General features: G+C 53.7%; 19 protein-coding genes and 1 riboswitch. Of the genes, 7 read left to right on the top strand and 12 right to left on the bottom strand.

The window, feature by feature from the left end; genetic code table 11:
* Positions 1–126 precede the first annotated feature (126 nt).
* Positions 127–867 (top strand): RsiV family protein, encoded by a 741-nt coding sequence (locus ACIGCM_RS08020; RefSeq protein ID WP_397501515.1) that lies wholly within the window; start codon positions 127–129, stop codon positions 865–867.
* Here the strand turns inward: ACIGCM_RS08020 and cytX are convergent.
* Both cytX and thiC read right to left on the bottom strand, forming a co-directional pair.
* Positions 836–2125, bottom strand: a complete 1290-nt coding sequence (gene cytX / locus ACIGCM_RS08015; protein ID WP_397501514.1) for a putative hydroxymethylpyrimidine transporter CytX — start codon at positions 2123–2125, stop codon at positions 836–838. The two genes, ACIGCM_RS08020 and cytX, sit on opposite strands and share 32 nt — an antisense overlap.
* An 87-nt stretch (positions 2126–2212) precedes the next feature.
* A complete protein-coding gene (gene thiC / locus ACIGCM_RS08010; RefSeq protein ID WP_397501513.1) occupies positions 2213–4105 on the bottom strand; it encodes a phosphomethylpyrimidine synthase ThiC in 1893 nt (630 codons plus the stop codon).
* 98 nt (positions 4106–4203) lie between these two features.
* A riboswitch (TPP riboswitch) is annotated at positions 4204–4310 on the bottom strand.
* Between the two features lie 353 nt (positions 4311–4663).
* Between thiC and ACIGCM_RS08005 the strand changes: the two genes are divergently transcribed.
* The gene (locus tag ACIGCM_RS08005; RefSeq protein ID WP_397501512.1) at positions 4664–6109 is read left to right on the top strand and encodes a TolC family outer membrane protein; all 1446 of its coding nucleotides are present in this window, start codon (positions 4664–4666) and stop codon (positions 6107–6109) included.
* Between the two features lie 56 nt (positions 6110–6165).
* Here the strand turns inward: ACIGCM_RS08005 and waaA are convergent, their stop codons facing one another.
* Complete coding sequence (waaA, locus tag ACIGCM_RS08000; RefSeq protein ID WP_397501511.1) at positions 6166–7455, bottom strand: lipid IV(A) 3-deoxy-D-manno-octulosonic acid transferase; 1290 nt, start codon at positions 7453–7455, stop codon at positions 6166–6168.
* A gap of 69 nt (positions 7456–7524) precedes the next feature.
* Positions 7525–8409 carry a LysR family transcriptional regulator gene (locus tag ACIGCM_RS07995; RefSeq protein WP_397501510.1) on the bottom strand — a complete coding sequence of 295 codons (885 nt, stop codon included), beginning with the start codon at positions 8407–8409 and terminating at the stop codon, positions 7525–7527.
* 85 nt (positions 8410–8494) lie between these two features.
* On the opposite strand from ACIGCM_RS07995, the gene ACIGCM_RS07990 reads away from it, so the two are divergent.
* The 4 genes from ACIGCM_RS07990 to ACIGCM_RS07975 all read left to right on the top strand — a co-directional run bounded on the left by ACIGCM_RS07990 (position 8495) and on the right by ACIGCM_RS07975 (position 12022).
* Positions 8495–8827 (top strand): multidrug efflux SMR transporter, encoded by a 333-nt coding sequence (locus tag ACIGCM_RS07990; RefSeq protein ID WP_087518406.1) that lies wholly within the window; start codon positions 8495–8497, stop codon positions 8825–8827.
* Between the two features lie 117 nt (positions 8828–8944).
* Positions 8945–10117, top strand: a complete 1173-nt coding sequence (locus tag ACIGCM_RS07985) for an NAD(P)/FAD-dependent oxidoreductase (RefSeq protein ID WP_397501509.1) — start codon at positions 8945–8947, stop codon at positions 10115–10117.
* Positions 10114–10926 carry an aldo/keto reductase gene (locus ACIGCM_RS07980; protein WP_397501508.1) on the top strand — a complete coding sequence of 271 codons (813 nt, stop codon included), beginning with the start codon at positions 10114–10116 and terminating at the stop codon, positions 10924–10926. The genes ACIGCM_RS07985 and ACIGCM_RS07980 overlap by 4 nt, the downstream gene beginning before the upstream one ends.
* A 112-nt stretch (positions 10927–11038) precedes the next feature.
* Positions 11039–12022, top strand: coding sequence for a metal ABC transporter ATPase (locus ACIGCM_RS07975; protein ID WP_397501507.1), 984 nt, complete (start codon positions 11039–11041; stop codon positions 12020–12022).
* Between the two features lie 2 nt (positions 12023–12024).
* Here ACIGCM_RS07975 and ACIGCM_RS07970 read toward each other — a convergent pair whose 3' ends face one another.
* From ACIGCM_RS07970 to msbA, 4 genes are all read right to left on the bottom strand, one after another.
* Positions 12025–13230 carry an acyl-CoA dehydrogenase family protein gene (locus ACIGCM_RS07970; protein WP_397501506.1) on the bottom strand — a complete coding sequence of 402 codons (1206 nt, stop codon included), beginning with the start codon at positions 13228–13230 and terminating at the stop codon, positions 12025–12027.
* Positions 13231–13274: 44 nt separating this feature from the next.
* Complete coding sequence (locus ACIGCM_RS07965) at positions 13275–14558, bottom strand: acyl-CoA dehydrogenase family protein (RefSeq protein ID WP_397501505.1); 1284 nt, start codon at positions 14556–14558, stop codon at positions 13275–13277.
* Between the two features lie 122 nt (positions 14559–14680).
* Complete coding sequence (gene hldE, locus ACIGCM_RS07960) at positions 14681–16102, bottom strand: bifunctional D-glycero-beta-D-manno-heptose-7-phosphate kinase/D-glycero-beta-D-manno-heptose 1-phosphate adenylyltransferase HldE (protein ID WP_397501504.1); 1422 nt, start codon at positions 16100–16102, stop codon at positions 14681–14683.
* 39 nt (positions 16103–16141) lie between these two features.
* Positions 16142–17929, bottom strand: a complete 1788-nt coding sequence (gene msbA, locus ACIGCM_RS07955; protein WP_397501503.1) for a lipid A export permease/ATP-binding protein MsbA — start codon at positions 17927–17929, stop codon at positions 16142–16144.
* A gap of 113 nt (positions 17930–18042) precedes the next feature.
* Here msbA and ACIGCM_RS07950 point away from each other — a divergent pair, with 113 nt between their 5' ends.
* On the top strand, positions 18043–18672 hold the full coding sequence (locus tag ACIGCM_RS07950; protein WP_397501502.1) for a toluene tolerance protein: 630 nt from the start codon (positions 18043–18045) through the stop codon (positions 18670–18672).
* A gap of 10 nt (positions 18673–18682) precedes the next feature.
* Here the strand turns inward: ACIGCM_RS07950 and ACIGCM_RS07945 are convergent, their stop codons facing one another.
* The 4 genes from ACIGCM_RS07945 to ACIGCM_RS07930 all read right to left on the bottom strand — a co-directional run bounded on the left by ACIGCM_RS07945 (position 18683) and on the right by ACIGCM_RS07930 (position 23951).
* Positions 18683–19771 (bottom strand): O-antigen ligase family protein, encoded by a 1089-nt coding sequence (locus tag ACIGCM_RS07945; RefSeq protein ID WP_397501501.1) that lies wholly within the window; start codon positions 19769–19771, stop codon positions 18683–18685.
* Positions 19772–19926: 155 nt separating this feature from the next.
* Positions 19927–20796 carry a glycosyltransferase family 2 protein gene (locus tag ACIGCM_RS07940; protein WP_397501500.1) on the bottom strand — a complete coding sequence of 290 codons (870 nt, stop codon included), beginning with the start codon at positions 20794–20796 and terminating at the stop codon, positions 19927–19929.
* 277 nt (positions 20797–21073) lie between these two features.
* Positions 21074–22210: a glycosyltransferase gene (locus ACIGCM_RS07935; protein WP_397501499.1), complete on the bottom strand. Its 1137-nt coding sequence runs from the start codon at positions 22208–22210 to the stop codon at positions 21074–21076.
* Positions 22194–23951 (bottom strand): carbamoyltransferase, encoded by a 1758-nt coding sequence (locus tag ACIGCM_RS07930; RefSeq protein WP_397501498.1) that lies wholly within the window; start codon positions 23949–23951, stop codon positions 22194–22196. Before ACIGCM_RS07930 ends, ACIGCM_RS07935 begins: the two co-directional genes overlap by 17 nt.
* Between the last annotated feature and the right edge of the window lie 30 nt (positions 23952–23981).

Below are 23981 nucleotides of genomic sequence, written 5' to 3'. Positions count from 1 at the left end.
AATTTGCAGATGCACTTGCAACTGGGATCATGCAGCATAGATGGGGTTTAAAAGGCTCGAACTCAAGCGCTACGCTGTAGTCGAAGCCTGCAACCCTTAAAAGCCTTCAGCCAAACGATGGATTACATGTCTCTGACCAAAAAGCTCGCAATCATTGGTATCAGCCTCATTCTTAGCGCCTGCCAGAGCATGATGCCTGGCGAAAAACCCTTGGTCGCTCAACGTACTGCTTGGGAACACGTAACGCCAGGCTGCACAGGTGAGCCTTGCCCGTTAGTGAATATTGACACGCTCAGCTTTGCCGAAGAGCCGCAACTCAATCCACTGATTGAACGGGCACTGCTGCGCATGACCACCGAGGCACCAGACGCCCCGCTGCCCGCTTCATTACAATCCTACGAAAAGGACTTTCTGGCGCGCGCTGAGTCCGGTTGGAAAACCTACCTGCAAGCCAAAATGCGCGAGCAACATGACCAATTAGTGATCATTGAGCTTTCCAGCTATTTAGCGACGGGTGGTGCCCACGGTATGCCGGGCCGCGGCTTCATCAACTATGACCGCGACCAGCACAAAGCACTGACCCTGGGTGACATGCTCAAACCTGGCACTGAAGACGCCTTTTGGCATGCAGCAGAACAGGCACATCAACGCTGGTTGAAAGCCAACAAGCTCGATCAGGATCCAGAGTATGTGAAAACCTGGCCCTTCACCCGCACAGCCAATGTGGCCATGCTGAAAAAGTCCGTATTACTGAAGTATGACGTCTATACCCTAGCGCCATACTCCAGCGGCCATGTATCGCTGACCATCCCTTACTCGCAGCTGGGTGCCATCCTCAAGCCGGAGTACGTTCCGGCCCCGCAATAACCCCACCGAGTAGCCACTGCAACCCGCCAGCAACCAGCAACGCTGGTAGGGTTGCGCCGACATCGGGCAATAAATTACTCAGCAGATGGTAAACCACCACGCCACACGCCCACGCCAGTAAGGTGTCCCAGCGCAAGCCAACGCTTGGAACTTGCCCGGATTGACGCTTGCGCAGGACAAAGTGATCAACCAGCACCACACCAAATAATGGCGCAAACACCGAGCCGATCAGCAGCAAGAAGTTTTGGTATTCAGCCAAGGGGGCCAGCAGGGCTATCAGTGTGCACAGCGCACCAATGGCTAAGGCCAAATGCTCAACCTTGAACCTGAGGACAATCCCGGCCGATACCGCCGCCGAGTGAATATCAGCGAAGGCGTTCTCTGATTCATCAAGCAAAATCAGCAACAACGGAATACCTAGCCCAGCACCTGCCAACGCAAGTAGCAGTGCATTCACTTCGCCGCTCGGCGCAAAAGCCAGGGTATATGCCACGCCCAGGCTCATTAGCCAGAAGTTGCCGAGAAAGAAGCCTGCCGCTGTACCACCAAATACATTTCGCGCGCGTTTACCAAACCTTGAGTAATCGGCAATCAAGGGCAGCCACGACAGCGGCATGGCAATGGCGATATCAAAGCCCAAAGCGAACGGCATCGAACCATCACCGGCACGCGCCCAAAGCGCAGTTAAGTCGGTCTTATCGAAAAGATTCCACGTCAGCCAAATGCATGCGCCCAATAGCAACCAAATCCCCCATTTGCGCAGAATACGCCGGACAAATGTCAGCGGTCCGGTCACCGCAAGCAACGTGGCGAGGGCGCCAAAAAACACAGTCCATAGCGCCGCATAGCTCAGTACGCTGCCCTCTCCAAACGCCCGCGTCGACAGCAGGCTGGCCGCGTCACGCATCACGATAATTTCAAACGCGCCCCAGCCAACCAATTGCAAAATATTTAACAAGGCAGGCACCACTGCGCCTTTACTGCCAAGGCTAAGCTTCAGTGCAGCCATGGACGACAAGCCCGTGTCGACACCAATTACCGCTACAGCGCCGAGGAGCAGTACACCCACTGCAGTGCCGCAGGCGATAGCCAGCATCGCGCCCGCCATACCCAAACCCGGCGCCAGCAACGCACCGAGCTGCAGCACCATCAAGCCGATGCCAAGGGAGAACCACAGTGAAAACAAGTCACGTGCACCAAAGACCCGCTGATCGGCAGGGACAGGGTGATGTGGCGAATAAGGACTAGGAGTGTTCACACGCAAGACTCACAAAAGTTATTGTCGAAACCGCGAACGCCCAGCTCATATGGCCGGGCGTTCGTGGCGATGTTTCGAGGGTTTAAATCAGACTTGCCGGTAGATCACCGAACCCTCTTCCTTAAAGCGTTGCGATTGCTCTTTGAACCCCTCTTCAATCGCCTTGCTTTCCTCTGAAAGGCCGTTGACCTTGGCGTACTCACGTACTTCCTGAGTGATTTTCATGGAGCAGAACTTCGGCCCACACATGGAGCAAAAATGCGCGACCTTCGCTGAGTCCTTCGGCAAGGTTTCATCGTGATAACTGCGCGCCGTGTCCGGATCGAGGCCGAGGTTGAACTGGTCTTCCCAGCGGAACTCAAACCGCGCCTTAGACAAAGCGTTGTCACGAATCTGCGCCCCGGGATGGCCCTTAGCCAAGTCAGCGGCGTGGGCTGCAATCTTGTAGGTGATGATGCCAGTTTTAACATCATCCTTATTTGGCAGACCCAAGTGCTCCTTGGGCGTCACATAGCACAGCATCGCGCAGCCAAACCAGCCGATCATAGCCGCACCAATACCTGAGGTGATGTGATCATAGCCAGGGGCGATATCTGTCGTCAGCGGGCCGAGGGTATAGAACGGCGCCTCGTCACAGCATTCAAGTTGCTTGTCCATGTTCTCTTTGATCAGGTGCATCGGCACATGGCCCGGGCCTTCGATCATGCACTGAACATCATGCTTCCAAGCAATTTTGGTCAGCTCGCCCAGGGTTTCCAACTCGCCAAACTGCGCGGCATCGTTGGCGTCGGCAATCGAGCCCGGACGCAAGCCATCACCCAGCGAGAAGCTGACATCATAGGCCTTCATGATTTCGCAGATTTCATCGAAGTGGGTGTACAGGAAATTTTCCTGGTGATGGGCCAAGCACCACTTGGCCATGATCGAGCCGCCACGCGATACAATACCGGTCACACGTTTAGCGGTCAGCGGCACATAACGCAGTAACACCCCGGCGTGGATGGTGAAGTAGTCAACACCCTGCTCGGCCTGCTCGATCAAGGTGTCGCGGAACAACTCCCAAGTCAGGTCTTCGGCGACACCGTTAACTTTTTCCAAGGCTTGATAAATCGGCACGGTGCCGATTGGCACTGGCGAGTTACGGATAATCCACTCACGGGTTTCATGGATGTGCTTGCCGGTCGACAAGTCCATCACGGTGTCTGAGCCCCAGCGAATGCCCCAAGTCAGCTTGGCAACTTCCTCTTCGATCGATGAGCCCAGTGCCGAGTTGCCAATATTGCCGTTAATTTTCACCAGAAAATTACGGCCAATGATCATCGGCTCAAGCTCACTGTGATTAATGTTGGCCGGAATAATCGCCCGGCCGCGCGCCACTTCCTCACGAACAAACTCAGCAGTGATTTGCTGCGGAATCGAAGCGCCAAAGCTCTGCCCCGGATGCTGATCATCAAGTAAACCCGCGGCCCGAGCTTCCTGCAGCTTTAGATTCTCGCGAATCGCCACATATTCCATCTCAGGGGTAATAATGCCCTGACGGGCGTAATGCATCTGGCTGACGTTATGCCCGGCCTTGGCGCGACGTGGATTGCGCACGTGGGCAAACCGCATTTTGCTGAGCTCTTCATCAGCCAGACGTACCTGACCAAAATGTGAGCTCAAACCGTCAAGCTGCTCGGTGTCTCCACGGTCTGCTATCCATGCTGAGCGCACATCAGCCAGCCCCTTGCGCACGTCAATCTGCACCTGTGGATCGGTGTATGGGCCAGACGTGTCATAGACCAGTACCGGTGCATTGATCTCTCCACCAAAATCAGTTGGGGTGACGTCTAAACTGATCTCACGCATCGGCACGCGAATATCGGCGCGCGAACCTTCGACATAAATTTTCCGCGAACGGGTAAACGGCTGAACAGATTGCAGATCAACCTGCGCGGACTCACTGAGGTTCTTTTGGCTATTTTGTTGTTGTACGCTCATCGACGGCACTCTCCTGAGATAGTTGTCGGAGCGAACGTGAACGAGAGAATGCTGGCGCGGGTGCACCGAGGCGGTGCTGAGAAGACTCGCCGAGGCAGTGGCGAGGACATCTTGTTCCCTACGCAGGCCTTAACCTGATCAGGTTCAACGGGATCCGGCAACAGCCAATCTCAGCCCCTCAATTAGGGCACCCCGACAAGAACATGGCCATTCTAATCAGCACATCAGGAAAATCCAACCCACAAGTCAAAATAAGCTGACCCGCGCGTCGATTTGCGACCGCAGCGATTGTGCTTCAAACACTTGCATCTATAACAAGTTGCACGACAATCAATTTACTCAGCTTAAAGCTCAATGGTTTTGACTCGATCCATTCGTGACGCGGTAATATAGGAAGGATTAAGATTAACAACAGTGCCAACACTAAATTGCAGATTGTTGCGGTTACGCAACATAGCTTGTTGCAAACTACACCCATGACGCTAAACGTCTGCCTTGACCCTCCGGTCGGTGGCGCTTAGCCTTGTCGATTACTGCTAATTCTAGGAACACGCCCTAATGTTGCGTAGACTTTCTCTGGCTGTCGCTGTTGCCTCCGCGATGACCGGTCAAGCTTGGGCTGCACAAGCTCCGACCACCGCAATGAACGACCTGATATCGGTATATCGGGAAGCTGCGCAGAATAACGCTGATATCGCGGCTGCACGCGCCGACTACCAAGCGCGCCGCGAAGTTGTTCCGCAAGCACGCGCAGGGTTACTGCCTAATTTGTCTGCCGGTGCCGAGCTTGCAGATACGCGGACCAAACTTGACTCGCCCTCCTATACCGCAAGCCGTAGCGGCACGGTATATCAGGCTAACTTGAGCCAACCGCTTTTCCGTGCTGACCGCTGGTTCCAGCTGCAAGCAGCTGAAGCGACAAGCGAACAAGCCTCCCTTGATCTGTCAGCCACTGAACAGAATTTGATTCTGCAAAGTGCCGAGAGCTACTTCAACGTGCTCCGTGCCCAAGACAACCTGGCCTCGACCAAAGCGGAAGAAGCTGCGTTCAAGCGCCAACTGGATCAGTCCAATGAACGTTTCGATGTCGGCCTTTCGGACAAGACCGATGTGCTGGAGTCTCAAGCAGGCTACGACACGGCTCGAGCTAACCGGATCATCGCTGAGCGTCAGGTTGACGATGCCTTCCAGGCGCTGACCACCTTGACCAACCGCGACTACCCCGCCCTTGAAGGCATGCGCCATACGCTGCCAATCTTGGCGCCAACGCCAAACGACGCCAAGGCCTGGGTCGACACAGCCGCTGCACAGAATCTGAATCTACTGGCCAGCAACTATGCCGTAGATGCTGCGAAAGAAACCTTAAGCCAGCGCAAATCGGGTCACGCTCCAACCCTCGATGCGGTCGCCAGCTATCAAAAAGGTGATAACGACAGCTTGGGCTTTACCAACAGCGGCCTGAATACTGGCATACCACCTTACAGTGGCGATGTTGAGCAAAGCTCGATTGGCTTGCAATTGAACATCCCAATCTACAGCGGCGGCTTGACCAGCTCGCAAGTGCGTGAGGCCTATCAGCGTCTAAACCAAACTGAACAGCAGCGCGAAAGTCTGCGCCGTCAGGTGGTACAAGACACTCGTAACCTGCACCGCGCTGTTAATACTGACGTCGAAACCGTCAAAGCCCGGAAGCAGTCCATCGTCTCCAACCAGAGTGCGCTGGAAGCTACCGAAATCGGTTATCAAGTCGGTACACGTAACATCGTTGACGTACTGGACGCCCAGCGCCAACTGTACAGCTCGGTTCGCACCTATAACGATGCACGTTATGACTACATCCTCAACAACCTGCGCTTGAAACAAGCTGCAGGCACCTTGAACCCAGGTGACCTGGAAGCTTTGGATACTTACCTGAAGCCGGACTACAACCCGGATAAGGATTTCCTGCCGCCGGATTTGGCTAAGGCTGCAGAGCAGCAGATGAAAGGCGACCCAAACTACTAAGTTTGCACGGCCGATAAAAAAACCGACTCAGGTCGGTTTTTTTATGTCTGGAGAAATCACTCCGCCTTCAGCAGGTGCCCAAGTGCAGTCAATAACCGCTCAAGCGCGCCTTGATTCGCCTGCATTACAGCCAGCCCTGCTTCGCGCATGTCTTGTGCTTGCTGAGGTGATTGCCAGAGGAGTGCAACCTGCCGAGCCAGCTCAGCTCCATTATTTACTTCAAGCAGAGCACCTGCCTCGCGAAGTTGGTTGGCGATTTCAAGGAAGTTAAACAAATACGGTCCGCTCAATACCGGTTTGCGCAGTGCTGCCGGCTCCAACAAGTTGTGGCCACCATTGGCAACCAAACTGCCACCCACGAAAGCAATATCGGCCAACGCATACAGAAACAACAACTCGCCCATGGTGTCGCCAAGGAGCACCTGATGCCCTTCGCTCACAGGCTCACCTGCTGAACGTCGCTGGACCTGTAGCCCAGCAGCCTTGATTTGCTCAAACACCGCATTAAAGCGTTCGGGGTGGCGCGGCACCAAAATCAACAGTGCATCTGGCCACTGCTGTAATAGCTGGCGATGAGCAGCGATGACCTGTTCATCTTCACCTTCATGGGTGCTGGCGGCAATCCAAACCGGACGCTCAAGCGCTGCCCACTCACTACGCAGCGCATGGGCACGTTCAAGCAGTGCAGGGTCGATAGTCAGGTCATATTTGATCGAGCCAGTCACCTCAACACAATCATCACGAGCGCCCAAGCTACGAAAGCGCTCAGCCTCAACCGGAGTTTGCGCGGCAATCAAACTCATCTGCGCCAGCATCGGCGCGGTCAGTTTGGAGAATCGTCCATAGCCCCGTGCAGAACGCTCAGATAAACGTGCATTGGCCAACGCCACCGGAATCCCGCGTTTCGCGCATTGATTAATGTGGTTAGGCCACAGTTCGGTTTCCATAATCACTGCCAGCTTAGGCTGAACACGATCCAAAAAGCGCGCCGCTGCCCAAGGCAGATCGTAAGCCAAATAACAATGCTGCACTCGCCCTTGGTACTCAGGGGCTGCAAAGATTGCCTGGATGCGCTCCGAACCCGTGGGAGTCATGCAGGTAATGGTGATAGGCAAATCCGGGTAGCGGGCCATCAACGCTTTGATCATTGGCGTGGCAGCAATGCTTTCTCCGACCGAGACTGCGTGCACCCATATTCCACCGGGTTTGAATGTCGGCAAGCCAAACGAGAATCGCTCGCTAATTCGCGATGCGTAGGCCGATGCCTTACGCGCACGCAGGGCCAAACGCACAGCGACCAGTGGCAGGCCGAGGTGAAACAACAGGGTGTAAAGCAATCGATTCATAAGCTCTCGGCTTAATTGAGTGGGGCTTAGTATAAATGGCCGTCAGCTTATCAGAGGCCAATTGCTGGATCAGCCAATTGCACGCAAGTGCTCCGAGAAGCGGGCCGCGAGCCAGCGCGCAGCTGGACCCAGCGCTTCATCACGTCGCCACACCAGCTCCACCACAAGCGACGGTGGCGTCCAATCACTGAGCAACTCGACCAAATGGTTTTGATAGGTTGGGTACTGCACCACATGACGCGGCAACCACGCCCAACCCAGATTGCGCATCAACAATTCGGCCATGGCGTAGAAACTGTCGGTACGCCACACCGTTGGGCTGATCTGCTCCCCGCCAGGGTAGTAGCTGTCCTGCAACGCCATCAACAACTGTCGATGCTGAGCCAGCTCACGGCGGCCAACCTGCGTGCCCCCTGCAAGCGGATGCCCGCCCCCACAGACGGTAACCATTTCAATCGTGCCCAGGCGCTGGCGCTCAAGTGCATCGGGCATTTGCTCATGGTGGAACAACAAACCCAGATCAGCTCGACGATCCAACAACTTACGCGCCACCTCACCTTGCGCGCCACTGGCCAACTGGACCTCTAACAGTGGATAAGCCGTCGATAACGCTTCAAGGCTATCGAGAACCGGCTGATAGGGCATGGCCTCATCCTGTGCCAGGCGCAAACGCACTTCTTCACCTCGCACCAAGCCAAGCGCCCGCCCCTCCAGACGCTGACATTGACGCAGCACCTCACGCGCCTCTTCTAGGAGTGCGCCACCCTCTTCGGTCAAACGAGGCTGACGACCACTGCTGCGCTCAAACAGCAGCACTCCGAGGTCGGCTTCAAGCATTGCGATCGAACTGCTGACCGCGGATTGAACCCGGTTCATTTGTCGTGCCACGGCAGAAAACGATTGGCCTTCAGCAACGCTGACAAATAAGCGGATTTGCTCAAGATTCCACTGCACAACCTATCTCCTATACAGGCAGGTAATCACTTTATCCCATCAATTAAATAACTAGAATAGCCAGCATTGACCAGGAGATACCAATATGAGCGGATACCTTTACCTCGCAATCGCCGTGACCGCTGAAGTCATCGCAACGACATCAATGAAAGCCATCAGTGGCCTGAGCAAACCGCTGCCTCTGATTCTGGTCATAGTCGGTTACGCAATCTCCTTCTGGATGCTCAGTCTGGTGGTAAAAACCATTCCAGTGGGGGTCGCCTACGCAGTTTGGGCAGGACTTGGCATCGTCTTGGTGAGTATTGCCGCCACCTTTATTTATCAACAACGCCTCGACCTACCCGCCATGCTTGGCATGGGACTGATTGTCGCAGGCGTGATGGTTATTCAGCTGTTTTCCCAGACCACCGGCCACTGATATCAACACCTTTAGCCCCTGAAAAAAGATAATCAGGGCTAAAGATTCAGCTCATGCCGAGCTGAATCCAGCAGGCAGGTTATACTGGGCATCTGACATTTTTGATGAGACGCGCGCATGCTCAACACGCTAAGCACAGACGTTCTAATCATTGGCGGCGGCATCGCTGGTTTGTGGCTGAATGCACGTTTGCGCAAAGAAGGTTTCGCCACCATCCTGGTCGAAAAGCACACATTAGGTGGCGGCCAGAGCGTTAAATCCCAAGGGATCATCCACGGCGGAGCCAAGTATGCGCTCCACGGCGCTCTCACTGGTGCCTCTGAGGCGATTGCCGATATGCCGAGACGCTGGCGCGAGGCGTTGGCTGGAAATGGCGAAATTGACCTGCGCGGCGTCCCCCTGCTTTCCGACGCCCACTATTTGTGGTCGCCGGGCACAATTGCGGGCAACCTCACCAGCTTTTTTGCCAGCAAGGCGGTACGCGGACGCGTAGACCAGGTTAAAGGCGATCAACTGCCTCCCGCACTGCAGCACGCCAAATTCAAAGGCAAGGTTTACCGGCTCGCCGAGTTGGTACTGGACGTGCCGAACCTGATCAAACGCCTCGCTGAACTGGCGGGCGATAGCTTACTTGCCGGTGAGGTCATTGAGCCGATATTTGAAGCGGATAAATTAACCGGCCTGCGCGTAGATGGCCGCGAGATTCGTGCACAGCGGATCGTCCTGAGCGCTGGGAGCAGTAATGCAGAACTACTCAACGCATTAAATATCAGCCAGCCGGCGCAACAGCTGCGCCCTCTGCATATGGTCTTGGTCAAAGGACCGACACTCAAGCCGCTGTACGCTCACTGCCTCGGGGGCGGCCCCAAACCCCGTGTCACCATCACCACCCATCCGGCAGCAGACGGCCAATGGGTTTGGTATCTAGGGGGGGAAATCGCTGAAGCTGATGGCGTTGCTCGCGACCCTGCCTCGCAGATAAAAGCCGCACAGAAAGAACTGGGTGATTTGTTACCTTGGATAGACCTCTCCAGTGCGCAATGGGCGACAGTACGCGTCGACCGCGCTGAGCCGGCACAGACAGGTTTGATTCGCCCTGATAATGCCTTTCTAACAGACTCAGGCAACCTACTTGTCGGTTGGCCAACAAAGCTGGCACTTGCCCCCGACTTTGCCGACCGGGTGCTGGCAACACTTGAGCGCGATGGCATCAAACCCGGTCCTGCATCTGCACTGTCCGACTTGCCACGCCCTGCAGTTGCCGAACCCATTTGGGAGCGCTTGTTTTGACTCAGACGCTGCATGGCTTGCACCGCCCGCTAGGGTCAACGGGACTGCTAGTATCCCCACTGGGGCTAGGCACCGTGAAAATTGGCCGCGACCAAGGGGTTAAGTACCCCAATGGGTTCACTATCCCAGATGATGCCAGCGTGCGTAACCTGCTCGCCCTCAGCCAGGATCTAGGCATCAATTTGATCGACACCGCCCCCGCTTATGGCACCAGTGAAACCCGCCTCGGGCCACTATTGCGTGGCCAGCGCCAGGATTGGGTCATTGTCAGCAAGGTCGGCGAAGAGTTCGAAAATGGCATGTCGTTTTTTGATTTCAGCCCCGCGCACACCCGAATGTCAGTCGAACGCAGCCTGCAACGCCTGGAAACCGACTACATTGATATGCTGCTGGTGCATTCCGACGGTAACGATGTCTCCGTGCTCCGCAACAGCGGTATTTACAGTACGCTGTCTGAGTTAAAGCACGAAGGCAAAATCCGCGGCTTTGGTTTGTCCGGAAAAACCGTTGAAGGCGGTCTGTTAGCACTAAACGATGGCGATTGTGCAATGGTGACCTACAACCTTAATCAACAAGATGAATTGCCGGTACTCGACTACGCCCAACAGCACAGTAAAGGTATTTTGATCAAAAAGGCGCTGGCCAGCGGTCACGCATGCTTGGCATCCGGCGAAGACCCCATTCGCGCCAGCTTCGAATTAATATTTGCCCATCAAGCCGTTTCAAGTGCCATTATTGGCACCATTAATCCGCAACATTTAACCGCTAACGTCGCAAGCGCAGCAGCCGTCATTCGTGAAATCACCTGAAACACTTGCTGTCCAGTTCACTGCTTTGGTGGCACTGAAGTTGTGGCAGGCTCTAGCGTCAAAAGTCGTCACCCACCGCATTGGCTGAGTAGCTAATCGTAGAGGAGTTGAGATGTCGCGCACCTTAATCAGTAAAGATCCTGGCAACTTTAAAACCCTGCCATTGCGTGTCGAAGCCACCCCTGACGCCCTGACATATCAGGGTTATGGTTGGCCGCTCAACTTCGATGAAATGCTTCAGCGCCGAACAGATGTAGACATTACTGACCCGCAATCTTTTTCCGTTGAACTGGCCAATCTTGGTGTCTCGGTTCGCCTGACGCTGAACTGGCAAGGCCGTGAATATTGGGTGCTAGTGCGTCAACGCCGACTTGATCGCGGCGATGTAGTCCTCAAGCTCATATCAGGCTATGTACCCGCTCACGAGCTAAATTTGCCCTTGCTCACCGCGGTTCAAGAAGTTGCTGAAGAATGCTTGCTGGAAACGCCAGAAGGCTGGCTGAGTGGCCGTTTCGGCGAGACTTGGCTGCCAGCGCCCTATCAAGGCACGCTGCATTATCGGGAAGCCGTCAACTTTCGCTTAAGCCCGCTCTCAGGCGCTGCGCGTCCGGTTCAATGCGGCAACCTGACGCTACTTGAGCGACCACGCGCCTATGTACACGTGCCGACGGCTTCATTGCAGTTGGTTTATGACCTGAGTCTTGAGTTGCCGAAAGAAGTAAAACAACTGAGCCTTTTTCATGTTGATGAATGCCTTGAAAACGGCAAACTCATTGCACGCCTGCAGCGCACCCGGCCCGATCTTTTTCTGCTGCCACTGGAGCAAGGCCGCCCCACCGGTGAACTGTTCACTTTAAACAAAGGCACGCTCAAAACGGCAACAACCCGCGGGGTTTGGCTCGCAGAAAGCTTTGCACCTCAGGACGGATGGGTGGTTAGAGACTCGCACATCCGTTGGAAAGACTGGGTACAACAGCAAAACCTCCAAGCCCCATTGAAGGCTAAACAAGCTCCAAAAAATACAACAGTTAGACCGCAAACCCCGCATCAAAAAGCAATGGGAGCATGCAATAAACCACTGCACTCTTGCGCCTGAAGCTACTTCAGCTCTGACGATGTCTTGCCGAGTAAGCGGCGGGCAATAATCAATAACTGAATCTGTTGGGTGCCCTCAAAAATATCCAGGATTTTTGAGTCACGCGCCCACTTCTCCAGTAATTCGTCCTCGCCATAGCCGAGTGCCCCGACCAGTTCAACGCACTTTAACGTCACTTCATTGGCCACCCGCCCGGCTTTAGCTTTGGCAATTGATGCCTCTTTTGAGTTAGCAATACGGTTATCGGCCATCCAGGCGGCTTTAAGGGTCAAAAGGCGAGCGGCTTGCCACTCTGCTTCCAACCTGTACAAAGTCGCTTGCGCGTGGCTGACACTCAGCAGCGGAGTGACGTAATCAAGTTTGAAATTTTTCTCAAGCAACTGGCGAGTACGGTCCAGTGAAGCTTTTGCCACGCCAATGGCCATACCCGCGACGAGCGGTCGGGTGTTGTCAAAAGTCTCCATCACCCCTGCAAAACCTTTTTCAAGATCGACCTCAGGCCGGCCCAACATGTTGCTCGCAGGTACTCGGCAATCAGTAAAGCTAATGGAGGCGGTGTCAGAGGCTTTAATACCGAGTTTTTTCTCTAGCCGTGTCACGCTCATGCCCGGCGTACCGTGCTCAACCACAAATGACTTGATAGCAGCACGCCCAAGGGCCCTATCCAAGGTCGCCCAAACCACTACAGCATCGGCGCGCTCACCTGAGGTAACGAAAATTTTCTCCCCATTTAACAGGTAGTCATCGCCATCCTTGATTGCAGTGGTGCGGATCGCTGCGGAGTCAGAGCCACAACCCGGCTCTGTGATTGCCATCGCTGCCCATACACCCCGGAAGCGCTCCAGCTGCTCAGGGTTAGCCACAGCAGCAATGGCGGCATTACCCAAGCCCTGACGTGGCATAGCCAGCAACAAGCCGACATCTCCCCAGCACAGTTCCATAATGCCCAGGAGCGCAGCCATATTGCCGCCGTTTTTGATGCCTTGGCTTTCGTCGCCATTGCTACTTTTGCCTGCCGACGTCGCGCCAACAGCCTCGGATGAACTGGCATTCATCCCATCAAGCAACCCGGCCAGCAGTTCTAACTCGCGCGGGTAACTGTGCTCAGCCTTGTCGTACTTACGTGAGATTGGCCGATAGTAATGCTCTGCAACCTGATGAGCGTGACTCACCAGCCCTTTAAATTTTTTTGGGGTATCTAGATTCATCATCACTCCTTGATGCAATGCGTGACAAACGAAGCGGCGACTGGCTACAGCTGCAGACCGCCTTTAATCAGCGCGATGGCTCGAATATCGCGGTACCAGCGCTCCACCGGATGATCTTTGGTGAAACCGTGCCCGCCAAGTAACTGCACCGCATCGGTTGCAATTTTCATCGCTTTCTCAGCGCAGAGCAGCTGAGCTAGGTAGCTTGCCCGCTGAAAGGGTTTTGCGCGCTCAGCGAGTGAGCAGGCGTTCCAGACCATCAGGCGCATGGCATCAACCTCGATGGCCATATCAGCGATCATAAACGCCACCCCTTGACGATGGCTGATCGGCTCAGCAAAGGCTGTTCGCTCGTTGCAGTAGGTGATCACGTAATCCAGAGCCGCTTGAGCTGTTCCAATCGCCAATGCACACCAGGCTAGATCGGAGTAATTGAGAAAATGCTGATAGTTGAAATCCGCGGCACTTAAACGCGCATCAAGGGGAACCTTAACGGCGTTTAATTGCACACGACAGGTACGCGTTGCCTTTAAACCCATCGCCGGCTCAGCTTTACGCTGAACACCCTGGCTCTGTGCATCGACAATAAACAATGCAGGCCCACCCGCAGCGTCTGCAGCAACAATAATATGGCTGGCATCAAGGCCGCTTACGACCATGCACTTTTCACCATTGAGCACATAGTGCTTAGCCTTACGTTTGGCTTTAGTGGTCAACTTGAGCGGGTCGAATAATGGCTTCGGCTCATTAACTGCAATAGCCATTGCAGGCTGCTCTGCATCCCTAAGAAACTGTGGTAGCCAGTGTGCTTGTTGGCTGGCGGCCCCCCAACGACGTATACAGTTAGCGCCGGACAATGGCATCAACATGCTTGCTGCAAGGGCTAAGTCGCCCTTGGCCAGCGCCTCAGCCATCAGTGCGTTGGTTAAGGTCGTGCGCTCACCCGCCAGGCCACCATGAAGTTCATTCACCGCATAATGGACAAGACCTAACTCATCCATGCGCTTGAGCAGCTGAGTCGAAACTGTTGCCTGTTCATCAGCAGCGCAAGCCTCGGCCCTCAGCACTTCACGTGCGAAGCTTTCGAGCATCTCGACCAGCATTTTCTGCTCTTCAGTCAGAGACAGATCAAAAAGCGCACTGGAGTCCCCCAGCGCGTGGGGAGGTTGGGCGTTGTTGGAGCGCCGCGCCGCAAGCTTAAAGCCGGTTCGCGCACCGCTGTAAACCAAGTGTTCGAAGGGTTTACGCAGCTTTAGGTAATCAGGCCAATCTGCCTGCGCAAAGCGGTTGAGCAAAGTCAGGGCATGGCCATTAACATTCGAAGGCATGGCATCTCGCTCCTTGAGCGATTAATGATGCCAAAGATCATGCCGTCAGGCCTTGAGTCAGACCATGACCACTTAGCCGCTGGCCTGTGGCGATGAAGCCAGTGGCCAGCATTCAGGAAGGGTTAACGGTTGCGAATTTTGTCGACTATGGCTGTGGTCGAACTATTTTCGACCAAGCCCAGCACTTTAACTTCGCCACCGTAGGCAGTGACGATATCAGCGCCAACTACTTTATCAATCGAGTAGTCGCCGCCCTTGACCAGCACATCTGGCTGCACCATTTTGAGCAGGTTTTCGGGGGTGTCCTCAGTGAAGCTTACCACCCAGTCAACTGCGCCCAAGCCGGCCAAAACAGCCATGCGCCGGTCTACCGAGTTGATCGGTCGCCCCGGCCCTTTCAGGCGACTGACAGAGGCATCGTCATTTACCGCCAGCACCAGACGATCTCCCTGAGCCCGTGCCTGCTCGAGGTAAGTCACGTGGCCTGCGTGAAGAATGTCGAAGCAGCCGTTAGTGAAGACAATTTTCTCGCCATGGGCGCGCGCATCTTCAATCGCCACCAGCAATTGATCTGGACTCATCACGCCGCGCTCAGAGCCTTGCTCGCGCTGCACCGCGCGGCGCAGCTCAGGCGCGCTAATCGCCGCAGTACCCAGCTTGCCCACAACAATACCTGCGGCCAAGTTTGCCAGCGCCACAGCTTGAGGCAAATCTTCGCCAGCAGCAATTGAGGCGGCCAGCGTTGAAATAACCGTATCGCCAGCACCCGTGACATCGAACACTTCACGGGCGCGAGCCGGTAGATGCAGCGGCGCAAACTGCGGGCGTAACAAGGTCATTCCGTGCTCACCACGCGTCACCAGTAAAGCACCCAGCTCAAGCTCTTGCATCAGCTTGGCACCTTTACTGACAAGCTGCGCCTCATCGGTACAGATGCCGACAATGGCCTCGAACTCACTGAGGTTGGGCGTAATCAGGCTTGCGCCACGGTAAATCGAAAAATCCTTGCCTTTAGGGTCAGCCAACACTGGAATACCTCGCTTACGTGCGAGCTGGACCAAGGCCTGATGATTCTTTAGTGCGCCTTTGCCATAGTCAGACAGCACCAAGACTTTCACCCCGTCGAGCAGCGACTCAACATCCTTGGCCAGCGCCTCTGGATCGGTGTTGAAAGGCTCCTCAAAGTCCATCCGCAACAGTTGTTGGTGACGGCTCATGACCCTGAGCTTGACAGTAGTCGGCTGGTCATTAATTCGTTGAAAACTCGTTTTGACACCGACGCAGTGCAGGCTGTTGCCGAGACTGTCGGCCGCTTCGTCTTCGCCGGTGACCCCCACCAGAGTCGCTGGTGCACCCAGCGCAGCGATATTCAAGGCCACGTTAGCGGCACCGCCTGGACGGTCTTCAATTTGATCAACCTTGACCACCGGCACCGGTGCTTCGGGAGATATCCGCGAAGTACCGCCATGCCAATAACGGTCGAGCATGACATCGCCCACAACTAAAACCGGGGCTTGTTCAAAACGTGGCATGGACAACTTCATGTGGACTCCGAGGGCCTTAGGTGGCGGTCGAGTAGTTTATCAGGCGTGATCAAGCGATGCGTTCTCATCCATGCCCAGGGCATGTAAACGTGCGTAATAGCCGTTTAACGCCAAGAGTTCGGCATGAGTGCCCCGCTCTACAATCTGCCCCTGATCCATAACCAGAATAAGGTCTGCTTTTTCAATCGTCGACAATCGGTGAGCAATTACCAAGGTTGTACGCCCTTTCATCACGCGATCAAGCGCGGCCTGAATGTGCCGCTCGGACTCGGTATCCAGCGCAGAAGTGGCCTCATCAAGCACCAGCACCGGAGAATCCTTAAGCAAAGCACGGGCAATCGCCAAGCGCTGACGTTGACCGCCAGAAAGCAGAACACCATTTTCACCCACTTCAGTGTCGAGCCCTTGCGGAAGTTTGTCGACAAACTCCTTGGCGTACGCCGCTTCAACGGCCTTTTCAATTGCTTCACGGGGCGCACCCGCCAAATCACCATAGGCGATATTGTTTGCTACCGTGTCGTTAAATAAAGTGGTCTGCTGGGTCACCAAGCCAATATGGCGACGCAAATTGCGTAATTTGTAGTCTTCAACATCGACACCGTCGAGCAAGATCTGTCCGCTTTCATGGTGATAGAAGCGCGGAATCAGGTTTGCCAGAGTCGACTTACCGCTGCCTGAACGTCCGACCAAGGCGATCATTTGCCCGGGTTTGGCTGAGAAGTTGATATCAGCCAGTACGGCTTTGTCCGTACCCGGATACTGAAAATTCAGATTACGTACTTCAAGCTCGCCGGTTAACCGCTCTTTCTCGACAGTGCCCTTGTCGACCTCAACGGGTTCATCGAGTTGTGCAAAGATGCTGTCAGCAGCAGCCAAGCCTTTCTGAATTGTCGCACTGACCTCAGAAAGCTGACGAATTGGCTTAGGCAACAAGCCGGCCGCCGTGATGTAAGCCACCAAGTCACCCGCAGATGCATCGCCGCGCATATACAAAACCAGATACATCAGAAATGCCATGCCGATGTAGATCACCAACTGCAACATGGGGGTATAGATCGCTTGGGTGCGCGTCATTCTGAGACTGCGGTCCATATTATCGGCGCTAGCAGCGTGGAAACGCTTCTGCTCATAGGCTTCACCGCCGAAGCTGCGAACCACTCTATACCCTTGAATGGTTTCAGAAGACACATGAGTCACATCACCCATAGCCTCTTGAATTTTCTTGCTTTGCTTGCGGAATTTTTTGCTTGCACTGGAGACCATAACCCCGATGAACGGCATGATGACCAACAACACCATGGTCAGTTTCCAGTTCATATACAGCAAGTAGCCGAACAGGAATATCACCGACAACCCTTCGCGAATCACGACTTTGATCGCGTCCGTAGCAGCACCTGTCACCATAGTCACGTTGTAGGTGATACGTGAAATCAGGTGGCCTGAATTATTGTTATCAAAATAGCGATTAGGCAGCAGTAGCAAATTGTCGAAAAGCGCGCAGCGCAAATCGTGTACGACACCACGGGCAACTTTGGCCAAATAGTAGTTGCCCAAAAATGAACCTATACCCTGATAGAGGGCAATGAGTACAATTAGAATCGGCACGCCTAGAATGACTGAAACCCCAAGTAGCATTGCGCCTTCGGGATGTTGCAGACCATCAAGAAAGAGTTTCAGCATGTGCGCGAGCATCGGTTGACTGGACGCGAACAGCACAAAACCGATAATGCTGACGGCGAAGACACCCCAATACGGCAGCACATACGTCAATAATCGCAGGTAAACTTTCAAACTCGACGGCGAGTCGTCTTTTGGCGCAGCTTTCATTGTTGTCTCAGGCTGTCGTGGCAAAGTTTGAATTTTAACACAGGCAAAACCAGAACAATGGCAATAACCTAGCTATTTGCTTGGGCTTGTAACTGATCAAAATGAGGATTTACATGTCGATCCCTAAAACGCGAATTAGCGATGAGCAATTCGTGAAAATGGTCGCAAACGCCAAAATCCTAGAGTCCGATACATATGGGCCAAAGGTGTTTTTGCTGGAAGATGGCCGCTTTATAAAGATTTTTCGACGTAAACGCTTGGTTTCGTCTGCCTTGGTCGTTCCTTACTCTCAACGCTTTATTGATAACGCCGAAGCATTAAAACGCAAGAACATTGCGACCCTGACCCCTCTGCAGCATTACCTCCTTCCTGATAGCCGCTTCAGAGCCGTGCATTATGACCCACTGCAGGGCAAAACGCTGCGTGCTGTCAGTGCTGAAACAGGCTTCAATTGGCAGAGCCGCATCGATCAACTAGCGCAGTTTATACGCCTGCTACATGACAAGGGCGTGTACTTCAGATCACTGCATTTGGGCAACATCGTTGAATGCGCAACAGGGGGGCTCGGACTCATCGATATTTCCGACATGCGTATTTATCGCCGCGCGCTTCCTGATTCGCTAAGAAGGCGCAATCTGCTGCACTTCAGCAGTTACCTACAACGTGAAAACTTGCTCGACACTTTCCCTTTCGACGAACTGCAAAGCCGGGTTATTCGCGATTCAGCAGCCATAAAGTCCTGAGCAGCAGTAGTCAGGTGGTTTTTTGTACCGGTGTACGGGACAACTTGAACGCATCAGCCTGGTTGGCTTCCAGACCCGCGATCAATATCAAGGGTATCCATACCTCAAGCCATACTGCCCGCGAACGCCCAAATAGGACAAATACGTCGAACTGCAATGCCACCGAGGCAAAAACCCAAGTCAGGAGCGGGACTGCACCCAATGGCCCCTTGCGCATACACCAGGCAAGCCAGCCTATGTAGAGCCACATTGCCGCCCAAAGTACGAACCCGACCACGCCATATTGAATAAGCGTATCGACAATAAAGTTATGGCAATGCTGAAGCACAGCTGCGCCCGCCGTTACCCCGTACTCTGTGCCCATCCCCAAGCCAAACCACAGATTCTGTTTCGCGACTTCAAGCCCATCCATTATGAGTTTAAGGCGATACGAATCACCGCGCGCAACCAGCTGGGGGTCCAGCACGATTACCGCAATAACCACTACCACCAACGAGCTGAGGGCCGTTAGGCGTCTAGCGGTTTGTTCACCGACTATGGTGAAGATGAAACAGGCTGCAGCCAATGAAAGCAGTGCACCACGACTTCCGGTAGAGATTACATAGGCTAAGGAGCACAATTGCATGGCGATAAAGACCATGCGCCAACTTAACTTTGCAGGCCACGTAGCTGATGCCAGAACCATCATGAATGCGATGGTGTAACCCGCAGAGTTGGGATTATCCAGGAAGCCACCAAAGCCATTGATGCGTTCTGGGCCAAATGCATCACCTAGACACAGTGCAAGCAGAGAGTAAAGGCTTGCAATGACACCCAGCAAGACGAGCGTCGGACGCACGACCTCCGGATACTTGCGCACACAAAGTACGCCCGCCACGATCAACATCGTGAACAGTAGCTCGCGTTTAATCGCAACCCCTATGCGCTCAACGCCATGACTCCAGCTTAGGGAGAGTATGGCCCATCCCACAATCACAGCCAGCAACCACAGCGCTTTTGATGAGCAAAATAAAGCCACCAACTGCCGGGGATACCGACACAGCAAATAAAGGCTCGGCAGATAAACCAGCGCAATAAGAATTTGGTTATACAGCTTCATAGTAGGGGTAAAAATGACCCCTACTACACTCCAAAATATGCCTAACCCTAACAAAACCCCGGCGAAACTCAGTTGTTTACAGGTACTTTTAAATTGATGAATCACACTAAATATCCGCACACAAAGGCAATAAGGTCGGGCGATTAGGCCGCCACTTAAAAAAAACGTTTGGTTAAGAAACGACGAAACCGCTTCCAGGTAACCAGATTCCATTTGTGAATCGGTAGGCCCTTGAAAAGCTTCCAAGCGAACGCAGGGTCATCAACCACTGCCTCCTTTAGCGCCTTATTAATCACGCTAACCTTTGCAGAGGCATAGCCCGCATGGTCCTGATAAGCGTCAATAACAGCCATGTCATAATCGAGCTGGCTTTTGTAAGCGGTCTTGGAAATGTTTGTATCGTGACGTCGATATAACATCACGAACCCCGGAAGCATATCAACCCGATAACCTAGATGGGCAATTTTCAAAGTTATTTGGAAATCTTGAATTTTGATAGCGGGATCGTAGCCACCCGCCCTATCAATCGCTTCACGCCGATAAACCGCCACAGGCCCACCAACGGCGAATGCGAGCTCGAGTAATTCGGAAAAATCGAAACGTTTAATCTTCTGCGTTTTTACCTTAGGCGCCTTGCACTGCTCGCCTTTTGAATTAACCATGATGGCACGGGCACCCACGCAACCTACGTCAGGGTTATCAAGCAAATAACCCACCTGGTAGCGCAGCTTGCCGGGTAGCATTATGTCGTCTGAGTCATGGGTAACAATAAATTCACCCCGCGCATGCGCTAGCGCGTTGTTCAGTGCGGCGCTTACCCCTTGATTGCTTTGTGAGTAAAACTGAAAGTCGTATCGTTGCCGCAGCCCATTGATCACATCGGCACTGCCATCCGTTGAGCCATCATTGACGACGATCAACTCTATATTGTCGTAGTCGTGCTGCAAAATACTTAGCAGGCTCTCTTCTATGTATTTCTCATGGTTGTAACATGGCACTAAAACCGAGACCAAAGGCCACTGCATAGAATCATCCTGCGGATTGACAGACTGCGTCATCGGCTAAACAGCCCAAAACGCTTAGTGCTGAGCAGCGACACCCATCCCGTAGGCAGGAGGTTACCCGTCACTGACTGGATATCATGCTTACAGCTCAAACCTTGATCAAGCGTGTGCTCGAGGCCTCTCACCACAAAAAGCGAATTACGTCTCCTCTGGGCAATTTTATTACCGGCGGGCATGGGCGATTGGCTGATGTGTACAGTGGCAACAGCATAGAGCCTGTAGACTTCACACCGCCTGTTCAGGTAATTGAGCATCTAGCCTCCGAGCTTACTTGCGCAAGGTTCCAGAAGGTTTCACGCACTGCCTGGTCGGAAAATCGCTGGTGCAGTCGCTCAAGCATCAGGTCCGCACAGATGCGTTTCTGCGACTCATCGAATTGAGCCAAGGATTGCAAACCTTCACCGAGCAACTCGGCGTTGCCCAATGGGAATAGCAAACCAACGCCTTCAACGACTTCTTTAGCCCCACCACAATTTGTTGCCAGCAGCGGCACGCCTGCGACCATCGCCTCAAGCAAGACCATTCCAAACGGCTCAAAGTCTGAGCTAAGGACAAACGCATCAAATGCCTTGAACAAGCGTTTGGCATTCGCTACTTGGCCGACAAAGCGGACTTGCGAGGCAATACCCAACTCACGGGCAAGGTCCTTTAACGATTGCTCAAGGCGTCCTGTACCCAATATAACCAACTCGGCATCGCTGGGTAACTGCGGCAAAGCCAAAGCGAACCCGCGCAGCAGTGTCGCTTGGTCTTTGTCCGGGTGTAGACGTCCGACATTCGCCACAACCCAAGCATTATTTGGCAGATTTAATTCTGCACGGGCAGCTTCACGCGAGAGCTGCTGAGCTTGCAGTGCACTAATATCTATGCGGTTGTACAAGGTCTGAATACGCTGCTCTGGCCAGCCAGGTAGGTATTGTCGAATATCATCACGAACAGCATCAGATACTGCGAGCAAGCTCAGGCGCTTGCGAAATAGACCTGCAAAAACGCGGCGCGATTTGCGCTGGTAATCACTAAACGCGTGGTGCACCCCTATAACGGGTAGGTCAGTTGCCAACAAAGCGATGTAAATAGGCTTGGCTCGGTGCGCGATACAAAAGCTGAAGTTCCGTGAAGCAGCAATCTTACGAAACTGCTTAATTGCTTTCAGCTTGAGCCCACGTACTGATTTAGAGCTGCGCTCAAGAAACAGCACCTCATCTGAAGCGCAACCTTCGACGACAGCTGGATCTGCAGCGCCGGTCAAAAATACGGTCACAACCTTGTAGTCTGTACCGGCAAACAGGCTTGCATATTGACGGGCACAGTCGAGGAACGGCCCGTCATAACCGTGACAAAATTGCAGAATATGACGTTCAGGCAAGCGCGTCATAGCTGTCCACACCATCTTTGACCACCAGAATATCTTCCATGATCAGATACTGCAGGTCTGAGCCATAAAACATATTGAGTGCATCAGTTGGTGAGCAGATCATCGCTTCACCGCGGCGGTTTAATGAGGTGTTCAGAGAAACGCCGTTGCCGGTGAGGTTCTCAAGTTCTTTCATCATGTCGTAGTAACGCGGGTTGTACTCACGTTTCAGCACTTGTGCGCGCGAGGTTCCGTCTTCGTGAACGACTTCCGAAACGCGGGTTTTCCACTCTTCATTGACTTCAAAGGTGAAGGTCATAAAAGGTGACGGATGATCGACCTTAAGCATTTGCGTGCCCACGGTATCGAGCATTGACGGGCAGAATGGACGCCAGCGCTCGCGGAACTTGATCTGCTCGTTAATCCGATTAGCCACACCAGGAATACTTGGACAGCCCACGATAGAACGACCACCCAGCGCACGCGGACCAAACTCCATACGGCCTTGGAACCAGGCAACGGGGTTACCGTCGACCATGATTTTGGCAATACGCTGTGGCATGTTGTCGATTTGCTTGAACACCGGCTTGCTTGGGTGACGTGCGCATGCAGCAATCACGTCCTCATTGGAGAATGAAGGGCCGAGGTAAACGTGCTCCATCTTCTCCACCGGTACGCCGCGCTGAGTCGATACGTAAGCGGCGGCGCCCACTGCAGTGCCAGCATCGCCTGCAGCCGGCTGCACGAATAATTCCTTGACCTCTGGACGGGCGATGATTTTCTGGTTGAGCTTAACATTCAAGGCACTGCCGCCTGCATAGGCGATCTTGCCTGTCTCCTTGATGATGTCACCCAGGTAGTAATCCATCATTTGCAGCGCAAGCTTCTCAAACAACGCTTGAATGCTAGCGGCATAGTGGATGTAAGGGTCATCGGCGATATCACCCTCACGCTTTGGGCCGAGCCAGTCGATCAGTTTTTGCGAGAAGTAGAAGCCCTTGCCGTTCTCTTTGTAACGACGCAAGCCGATCACGTTGGCGTATTCCGTATTGATCACCAACTCGCCGTTCTCAAACGAGGCCAGACGTGACAAGTCATACTTGGACGCATCACCGTATGGCGCCATGCCCATAACTTTGAACTCGCCATCGAGCATCTCGAACCCGAGGAACTCAGTCATCGCGCCATACAGGCCACCGAGCGAGTCAGGGTCATAGAACTCTTTGATCTTGTGAATCTTGCCGTTCTCGCCGTAGCCAAAGAAGGTCGTGGCGTACTCACCCTTGCCATCAATGCCCAGGATCGCGGTTTTTTCGGTGAAACCAGAGCAGTGATAAGCGCTAGATGCATGGGCCAGATGGTGCTCAACGGCTTCGATCTTGACCTTTTTCAAGTCAAATCCAAGCTGCTCCAAACACCACTTGATCTTGTTGCGGTAGCGTTTGTAGCGACGGTTGCCAGTCAAGATGGCATCCAGTGCACGATCCGGCGCGTACCAGTAGCGCTTGGCATAATGCCACCGAGCTTTATCAAAAATGCTGATTGGCGCGAACGGAATCGCGACTACATCGACATCCGACGGCTTAATACCCGCTTGTTCAAGGCAGAACTTTGCCGATTCATAGGGCATGCGGTTTTTCGCATGCTTGTCTCGCACAAAGCGTTCCTCTTCAGCCGCTGCAATCAACTTACCGTCGATATACAGTGCCGCAGAAGGGTCATGGCTCAGTGCGCCAGATAATCCAAGAATCGTCAGTGCCACAGGTTAAACCTCTTGAAATCTGCCGCACCG

This window comes from Pseudomonas sp. NPDC078700 (assembly GCF_044542375.1).
In the GTDB taxonomy this organism is placed as follows: domain Bacteria; phylum Pseudomonadota; class Gammaproteobacteria; order Pseudomonadales; family Pseudomonadaceae; genus Aquipseudomonas.
Note: the sequence above shows the minus strand (reverse complement) of the source record. Positions and strands in the feature narration are given on the sequence as shown.

Coding starts and splice junctions, on each gene's coding strand:
- ACIGCM_RS07965 (WP_397501505.1), bottom strand. CDS start 14,558: ATGCCTTCGAATGTTAATGGCCATGCCCTGACTTTGCTCAACCGCTTT.
- thiC (WP_397501513.1), bottom strand. CDS start 4,105: ATGAGCGTACAACAACAAAATAGCCAAAAGAACCTCAGTGAGTCCGCG.
- ACIGCM_RS07975 (WP_397501507.1), top strand. CDS start 11,039: ATGTCGCGCACCTTAATCAGTAAAGATCCTGGCAACTTTAAAACCCTG.
- msbA (WP_397501503.1), bottom strand. CDS start 17,929: ATGAAAGCTGCGCCAAAAGACGACTCGCCGTCGAGTTTGAAAGTTTAC.
- ACIGCM_RS07990 (WP_087518406.1), top strand. CDS start 8,495: ATGAGCGGATACCTTTACCTCGCAATCGCCGTGACCGCTGAAGTCATC.
- hldE (WP_397501504.1), bottom strand. CDS start 16,102: ATGAAGTTGTCCATGCCACGTTTTGAACAAGCCCCGGTTTTAGTTGTG.
- ACIGCM_RS08005 (WP_397501512.1), top strand. CDS start 4,664: ATGTTGCGTAGACTTTCTCTGGCTGTCGCTGTTGCCTCCGCGATGACC.
- ACIGCM_RS08020 (WP_397501515.1), top strand. CDS start 127: ATGTCTCTGACCAAAAAGCTCGCAATCATTGGTATCAGCCTCATTCTT.
- ACIGCM_RS07950 (WP_397501502.1), top strand. CDS start 18,043: ATGTCGATCCCTAAAACGCGAATTAGCGATGAGCAATTCGTGAAAATG.
- ACIGCM_RS07945 (WP_397501501.1), bottom strand. CDS start 19,771: ATGAAGCTGTATAACCAAATTCTTATTGCGCTGGTTTATCTGCCGAGC.
- waaA (WP_397501511.1), bottom strand. CDS start 7,455: ATGAATCGATTGCTTTACACCCTGTTGTTTCACCTCGGCCTGCCACTG.
- ACIGCM_RS07985 (WP_397501509.1), top strand. CDS start 8,945: ATGCTCAACACGCTAAGCACAGACGTTCTAATCATTGGCGGCGGCATC.
- ACIGCM_RS07935 (WP_397501499.1), bottom strand. CDS start 22,210: ATGACGCGCTTGCCTGAACGTCATATTCTGCAATTTTGTCACGGTTAT.
- ACIGCM_RS07970 (WP_397501506.1), bottom strand. CDS start 13,230: ATGAATCTAGATACCCCAAAAAAATTTAAAGGGCTGGTGAGTCACGCT.
- ACIGCM_RS07940 (WP_397501500.1), bottom strand. CDS start 20,796: ATGCAGTGGCCTTTGGTCTCGGTTTTAGTGCCATGTTACAACCATGAG.